We start from the raw sequence: 7,738 nt of genomic DNA on the forward strand, positions 1-7,738 counted from the left end.
TCGCAATCTCTTTAAGGAAAGACACGTCCGTTACGCTGCCTGAGAAAAAAGAGCACTATTTGATGCACCAGTCAGTAAAAGGTTCGGTCTATGAATACCATCGGGACCGTGGTCCTTGCATTGTTGGTCACGAGCCCTGCGGCATCGTTGTCGAAGTTGGCGAGGGTGTGACGGAGCAACAGGCACGCATCGGCCAACGTGTCATGGTGCACCATTACTCGGGGTGCAATTGCTGCGATCAGTGTCGCACTGGCTGGCCTCAGATCTGCGAAGAGATGCGTCCGTTTCCGCGGATGTTTGGATCGAACGCTCACGGAAGTCATGCGGAATACATGAAAGTTCCTTCGCACACCGTCATTCCTCTGCCAGATGAACTGTCGTTTGAAGCTGGGGCTGCGATAAGTTGCGGATCGGGCACCGCCTACTCAGCCCTCCGTCGACTCGGCGTAAATGCACTCCACACCATTGCCATCTTCGGGCAAGGGCACGTGGGTTTGGCCGGCACCCAATTCGCCGTGGCCATGGGCGCGCGCGTTATCGCGCTCGACATCAGCGACGCTCGTCTCGAGTTAGCGAGGAAGTTCGGGGCTGACGTAGTTCTCAATCCTACGGACGTTCAAGTTCGCTCTGCTATCCGAGAGTTGACGAACGGCCGTGGTGCGGACTATGCCCTTGAAACATCTGGTGCTGCGACTGCACGGCAGGACGCTCTAGGGGCGGTGCGCCTCTGGGGCTCCGTCGCATATGTAGGTTTAGGCCCCGCGCCAACATTAAACGTTAATTCAGATCTAATCATGCGCCAAGTGTCGGCGATTGGGTCATTGACATTTTCAACTGTAATTCAGCGCGAAGCGGCCCTTTTTGCTGCAGCTCACCATTTGGACATAGACGCCATATTCAGTCACCGATGGGCTTTGTCGCAAGCAAGGGAAGCCTATATTGTCGCTGGCGCGCAAACGGCGGGAAAGGGAGTTTTCGTCTTCTAGGAAACCGATGACGACTTGTCGCAGGAAGCAGGAGTGGCCGAAGGACGATCGTTAAAGACACAGACCGAAACTAGGTATTCTCCAAGCCGGTGGACCTTTTTTTAAAGACGAACCAACTAAATGAAACGCTTTCAACTTTTCATCAACGGCGATTGGCGATCGGCCAAATCGAATGAGACGTTCGAGTCCTTCAACCCCTACACAGGGCAACCATGGGCGCTAATTCCACGGTGTTCCACGGAGGACGTCAATGACGCAGTCGCGGCGGCGCGGATTGCGCTTGAACAAGGAGAGTGGGGGGGCTTGTCAGCGACTGCGCGCGGGCGGCTCTTAACAAAACTAGGCGATTTAATCGCTCGTGATGCAGACAAGCTTGCCGAAATTGAGGTGAGAGACAACGGAAAGCTTTGGGCGGAGATGCGTTTGCAGGTTGGTTACTTGCCGCAGTGGTTGTACTACTTCGGAGGACTGGCCGACAAGATTGAGGGTTCGGTTCCGCCGATCGAAAAGCCGGACAACTTTGCGTACACGCGGCGAGAGCCCGTTGGCGTTGTGGCCGCTATTACCCCTTGGAATTCTCCGCTACTAACGACAATGTATAAGTTGGCGCCGGCGCTTGCTGCGGGGTGCACGATGGTCCTCAAGCCGTCGGAGTTTACGTCAGCTTCCCTATTGGAGTTGATGAAGCTCGTTGAAGAGGCCGGTTTCCCAAAAGGCGTCCTCAACGTAGTGACCGGCTTTGGAGCCGATGTCGGAGAAGCATTAGTAACACACCCAGACGTGAATAAGATCGCGTTCACCGGCGGGGAAAACGGTGGCCGTCTCATCGCACGAAACGCAGCGAACGACTTCAAGCGCCTGACGCTGGAACTAGGAGGAAAATCGGCACAAATCGTCTTCGATGATGCGAAGCTCGACGATGCGGTAAAGGGTGCGGTATCTGGGATCTTCGCCGCAACAGGGCAGACGTGCATCGCTGGTTCGCGCCTGATGCTTCACGAGAGCATTCATGATGAGTTTGTCGAAAAGTTTATTGAGTTGGCGAGGACAGCGAGAATGGGAGATCCGATGGATACTAAGACGCAAATCGGACCTGTTACAACGCGTCCTCAGTATGAGCGGATTCTGGAGTACATCGGAATCGCGAAAAATGAAGGTGCGCATTGTGTGTTGGGGGGCTCCGCAGCGACGCGTTCTGAGTGCGGAGAAGGCTGGTTCATCGAACCAACGATCTTCACGAACGTCACGAACAACATGCGAATTGCTCGAGAGGAAGTGTTCGGACCCGTCCTAAGTGTGATGAAGTTCAACGACGACGAGGAAGCGTACGGGATGGCGAATGACACGCCATTCGGATTGGCTGCTGGCGTCTGGACAACGAGCTTTGCGCGGGCATTTACCGCCTCAAAAAGGCTTCGTGCCGGTACCGTCTGGGTAAATACATATCGTGCAGTGAGCTACGTTACTCCGTTCGGCGGCATGAAAAGGTCCGGGATTGGCCGAGAGAATGGTAAAGAGGCGATCGACGAGTACCTCGAAACCAAGACAGTCTGGATTTCGTACGCAGGAAGTACGGATAACCCGTTCGTGATGCGGTAATAAGCAGCGCGACGTCAACGGGCCATCGGACTGACAACGAGGACGTGCGTGATCCAGTTCCCGAGCCCGTCGAGCCATTGAGGCATTACTCGCGTCACGACTGGAGGAATACCACTCAGAGTTGGGGGCGCATGCTCGGCCGCGAGCCGGTTTGCGTGATGATAGCCTTCGACTCCTGGAGTCAATTCTCTCGCGGCGTTCAGCTTACTGACGGACACACCGTGCCGCGCGGCAAGCGCGTGCAGCGGTGTGTCCGTCTGCCTCCTTGATCAGCATACGCCCCGCTGACGCCACCGGGAATCGGAAAGGAACCGGGCGAGTACGGCTTCCTCCCAGAGCAACGCCCAGACCCTCGCTATTTGCGGTACGAGCATGACTGCCTGATCTGCCGTCTGGCGGGGCTGGTTATTTCCACCTGTCCCACCTGCACCTTGTGTGGACGGCATCTTCGCCCATCTCGGATTTCAATGCATACGCCCCTCATCCCCTAACGTTGGCGGCGATGTAGACAAGGGTTTGTTCGAAAGTCCCCGTTGCTAGGGTAAGTGCCCATTTCGACTTGCATTTGCCGGTTCTATCCTTGGCTCGTCCTTCAAATGTTCGAACATTAACGAGATGTCTTGTGTATGTGCGGATGCGGGGGCGAGCTGGTTACTTACCTGACATCAGCCATCAGACGGGAGAGCAGTCGCTTTAGACGCCGCTTCCGTCAATGCTCGGTTTTGAAATGAGGAGGATGAAGTGAGTGGAAGTGGATCGAAGCGCACACTCGGCGCGGCAGCTATTGGAAACTTCGGGGAGCAATATGACTTTGCTGTTTTCGGATTTGCTATGCCAGTCATCGCGGCACAGTTCTTTCCGAAGGGCGACGCGGTCGCGGCGCTTCTCAGTACGTTTGCGATCTTTGCAGTGGGCTTTCTAGCAAGGCCAATGGGCGGTCTCGTCTTTGGGTATCTGTCGGACCGACTCGGCAGAGTGAAAGTTTTGACACTTACAATTTGGCTGATGGCGGCAGGCACAGGCACGATCGGCCTTCTCCCGACCTATGACGCCATTGGCCTTGCGGCCCCTGTACTTCTTGTTCTGTGTCGTCTGACGCAAGGCGCCGCATTCGGCGGGGAATTCACAGGCAGCACGACGTTTGTTTTGGAGTCTGCTCCCGACGACCGTCGAGCACGTTGGGTCGGCATCAATCACTGCATCGGCAACGTTCCAATCGCGGGTGTGGCACTCACCCTGTTTGCCTTCCAATATGCGGTGGGGAAGGAAAATTATCTGGCTTGGGGTTGGAGAATTCCTTTCCTGCTCGGAAGTTTGATCGGTGTCGTAGGTTACCTCATCCGCCGCTCGGTCGACGACCCTGAGGAGTTCAAGCAAGCCACTCGTGGTCGTACCGCGACGAATCCCCTGCGTGCGGCGGCCCGAGGCGGCCTCAAACCCATGCTGCACGTAGCTTTGGTGATGCCCATTCAAGCGGTCGCAGCCTACCTTCTGATCGGCTACATGTACACGTACATGGTCCGCGAGGCACATCTCGATGCTGGAACAGCTTTGCTGGCAAACGGCGCTGGCATCGGGATTTATGCGATCCTTTGCCCAATCGGTGGCGCTCTCAGTGACAGATATGGACGAAAGCCGGTGATGTCGGTTGGCGCTTTGTGGATTGCCCTGGTTGCTTACCTCTCGTTGCACCTTGCTTCGGGAGGGTCGCCGTACGGTGCGTTCGCGGGTCAGATCTTGCTCGGAATTGGAATTGGAATCTATGCCGGTCCCGCGACAGCTACTACCGTCGAATTATTTCCTACTAGTTTTCGAGCCACCGGACATGCGATCGCTTATCAGGTAACGGTAGCGATCTTAGGTGGGACGACCCCACTGATTTGCGGCTGGCTCGTCAGCGTTCTTCATTCGCCCATGGCGCCCGCATGGTACGTGACGGGTTTCGCGATTCTGAATGTCTTGATCGTTCAGTTTGTTCCAGAGACAAAAGGGATAAGGCTGAGAACGTCCGTCGTCGATGCGAATCCGTTATCCATGAACCTGGCAAGCGATACGCCCCGAACGAGCGCTGGCGAAGCTCGATAGATCGGAAGCGCAATCGCAGCAATGGGCCACCTGCACTTGGATGGTTGGCCACGCGCTTAAAAAAGGGACGCGTGGCCAGATTAGCGGTCGCGGCCGGTTTCGCCCAATAGATGGCGACAAGAGTGTCAGATTGAAATTGCTCGCCGAGAGTCCAACATATAGCTTAGTAGTACAAATATAGATTAGGGGCTTGTTCTAGAGGACTGTGTTTTGGTCCTTTCGTCCCGACCCTCCGAGGCTCAAATATTCTAACGGAGACATGTATGGATCGAATAATTCGAAGTCTGTGCGTAGCATCTCTTGGGACCTTTGCTGTTGCTTCATTCACGCCTGCTGTCGCCCAAAACAGTGTGACGCTCTACGGTGCAATCGACAATGGAATAGGGTATCAGTCGAGCCAAACCGCTCTTGGATCGACGAGCAACGGAAAGTCGGCGGTGAAAATGGTTAATGGTGTCTGGCTCGGTAGTAGGTTCGGCCTGCGAGGCAGTGAAGACTTGGGCGGTGGGACAAAAGCAGTCTTCACTTTGGAAGAAGGATTCAATAGTTCCACTGGCGGGCAGGCTGTTACTGGACTTATGTTCAATCGGCAGTCGTTTGTTGGGGTCACCAATGACAGATACGGGTCGCTTGCGGCAGGACGGCAATATGCATCGTATTTTCAGTTGATGTCTCCGTTCGGACCGACGGCATGGATCACCGGATACACGGGGGCACACCCTGGCGATATCGATGGACTCGACACGGTTTACAGGAGTAACAACACCATTCTGTACACCTCACCTAGAATCTTTGGTGTTGTTATTAGCGGTTCCTACTCTTTGGCTGGCATCCCTGGCAGCATAAACCAAGGTTCAAGCTATAGCGGCGCAATGTCGTACGCGCAGGGCCCCGTAGCAGCGGGTGTGGGTTTCTCCCGGATAAACAATTCAACAGTTGGCGGTGGGGCGTATGGCGCCGATTCTGCGACTTCAAACGCAGGTGCTCAGCAAGGGCTTTCGGCGCTAAATTTTGGCTACCAGACCGCTCAAGCTCAGCAACGCTTTGCAGCCGGTGCTAGCTACGTTCTCAGCAGCGCGTTTGATATACGGGCAATTTATACGAACGTGCAATACATCCCGGGAACGGGTTCAGCGTTTGCCTCGGAGGCGATCTTCAACACTGGCGGCGTGGTGTTTCATTGGAAGCCCTTCGTCGCGCTCGACCTGGTCGCAGAGTACAGTTACACAAGGGCGACCGAAGCAAATGGGATAACGGACAGCGCGCGATATCATCAGATCGTGCTTTCGCAGTATTACGCTATCTCAAAGCGGACCGGCCTTTACGCATCCGAGGGATTTACGCGGGCCGGCGGTGAAACTCTCGGCGGCAACGGGATGGGAAGTATTATCGGCGCCACTGCGACCGTCGGCGATGGCTACAACTCGACACCGTCATCTTCGAGAAGCATGTTCGTTGGAGTGGCGGGCATTGTGCACCGGTTCTAAAGTCCAAGACCATCTGGGCGTTGTCAAGAACAGGAGGGGTCATGTCCGGTTGCCGCGGCCCCTTATTTACTCTGCGTCATCGGTTGGTGGCCCCAAGACATAAGCAGTTTCAGTTCTTTGAATTCGCTGAATAGCAAGCTTCAACCAAATAAACAAAGGGACCAGTTTCGTCGAATCGTCAACGTGTTCATTGTTTCGACGACGAAAGGGCCATGGCAAAACCATCCCTCGACGACGAACTCTAAGCAACTCATCGAACCGTTGCCGTCACCTCAAAACTTCGGCGCCACCGTTGCCCAGGGAGCAGCTCGGCAATCGTGCCGTGCAGGTGGGCATCCTTTTCATCTTGCAGACGGACCTGCTTGGGAGCTGGCGCCGCTTGCATGACTGGCTGCACGGGGTTCTCCTTGCGGTTACACGCTGCCGACTGCATCGACTCGTCTCTCCTTCCTCTGGTCGAGGCTATCGCACCCATTTGCGGCAAGCTATCGAAGCCTTGCTTCGTTCGAGGCGACAGGGGCTACGGCCATGACAAACATCGACGTTTCATTGCATGCAGCGGGCATTGCCACTGAAATTGCCTGGCGCGGTCAGCTGCACTCATTGCGAATGACTCGCCGGCGCAGCTGGTTATCGATCAAACGTCCGCTTAAGACGTGCATCGAGTGGCCATCTGCCTTGGCGAACAGGGGGCTTTACGGGTCTTCACCATTGGCGGAACCAATGATCGGCGTTCCCTCTCAGCAAGCACCGAATTGTCGGACCGGTGCCTTTTTCGGAATACGGAAAATCCGCGTCTGACGATTTTGGCCGCGTCCAAAAGAGATTTAGACCCGAAATTTTACTCTCGGGCGCTCAGGGTAGACGTACTTCGCTGCTGACAGTCTGTGAAGAGCACTTGGGGCCATGGGTGTTCTTCCTCTTGATTGCGTAAGGCGCGAGCGTTGAGCCGTTCTCGATACGACGCGTTGGTCGCCAACCGACGCTGCGCAAGGGCGTTGTTCGCAGAAAGTTGGTCACGCCGCGCCGCTCCACTTGAATCCAGCTCCTTCGACCTCCCTTCGTCCAGGGCGAAAGATAAGATCAGAACTCAATTCCGCAACGCTAGGGCAGCCGAGTTGAGTCATTGTACGGTCGAACTCGGACTTCAAAAGCGACAGCGCGCGTAGCGCGCCTTCTTTACCTCCCGCAGCCACGCCGTAGACAGGTGCGCGGCCGACCATGACCGCACGCGCGCCCAAAGCCAGGGCTTTAGCGATGTGCGTGCCTCGTCTTACACCGCTGTCGAGCAGGACTGGCATTTTCCCACTGGTACGGTCAAGGACCTGCTCCAGGACTTGAATCGGCGCCACCGAGCAGTCCATGCCGCGACCGCCATGATTCGAGAGCACGATGCCGTCGACTCCAGCTTTCTGTGCAAGAACCGCATCTTCTGGATGTAAGATCCCCTTGACCAACACCGGGCCGTCCCAAGCGCGGCGCATCTTGGAGATCATTTCCCAGGTACTGACTGGTGCATCAAATAGTGCTCTTTTTTCTCAGGCAGCGTAACGGACGTGTCTTTCCTTAAAGAGATTGCGA

General features: G+C 55.6%; 4 protein-coding genes and 2 pseudogenes. 5 read left to right on the top strand and 1 reads right to left on the bottom strand.

Annotation, left to right across the window (positions count from 1 at the left end):
- The 5 genes and pseudogenes from AWB78_RS40605 to AWB78_RS48990 all read left to right on the top strand — a co-directional run.
- On the top strand, positions 1 to 986 hold a 986-nt coding region (locus AWB78_RS40605; protein ID WP_074173693.1), incomplete at its 5' end, for a zinc-binding dehydrogenase.
- A gap of 120 nt (positions 987 to 1,106) precedes the next feature.
- A complete protein-coding gene (locus tag AWB78_RS40610; protein ID WP_062612684.1) occupies positions 1,107 to 2,585 on the top strand; it encodes an aldehyde dehydrogenase in 1,479 nt (492 codons plus the stop codon).
- Between the two features lie 741 nt (positions 2,586 to 3,326).
- Positions 3,327 to 4,670 (top strand): MFS transporter, encoded by a 1,344-nt coding sequence (locus AWB78_RS40615; RefSeq protein WP_062612686.1) that lies wholly within the window; start codon positions 3,327 to 3,329, stop codon positions 4,668 to 4,670.
- 263 nt (positions 4,671 to 4,933) lie between these two features.
- Positions 4,934 to 6,157: a porin gene (locus AWB78_RS40620; RefSeq protein ID WP_062612688.1), complete on the top strand. Its 1,224-nt coding sequence runs from the start codon at positions 4,934 to 4,936 to the stop codon at positions 6,155 to 6,157.
- A gap of 212 nt (positions 6,158 to 6,369) precedes the next feature.
- Positions 6,370 to 6,823: pseudogene (locus AWB78_RS48990) on the top strand (IS5/IS1182 family transposase); the annotation flags it as partial.
- 350 nt (positions 6,824 to 7,173) lie between these two features.
- Here AWB78_RS48990 and AWB78_RS40630 read toward each other — a convergent pair.
- A pseudogene (locus AWB78_RS40630) lies at positions 7,174 to 7,659 on the bottom strand (alpha-hydroxy acid oxidase); the annotation flags it as partial.
- Positions 7,660 to 7,738 lie beyond the last annotated feature (79 nt).

Origin of the sequence: Caballeronia calidae, assembly GCF_900044055.2 — a bacterium.
GTDB lineage: Bacteria > Pseudomonadota > Gammaproteobacteria > Burkholderiales > Burkholderiaceae > Caballeronia > Caballeronia calidae.

What these genes read in the sequence shown, in the direction of transcription:
- AWB78_RS40610 (WP_062612684.1), top strand. Translation starts at nt 1,107, where the DNA reads ATGAAACGCTTTCAACTTTTCATCAACGGCGATTGGCGATCGGCCAAA.
- AWB78_RS40620 (WP_062612688.1), top strand. Translation starts at nt 4,934, where the DNA reads ATGGATCGAATAATTCGAAGTCTGTGCGTAGCATCTCTTGGGACCTTT.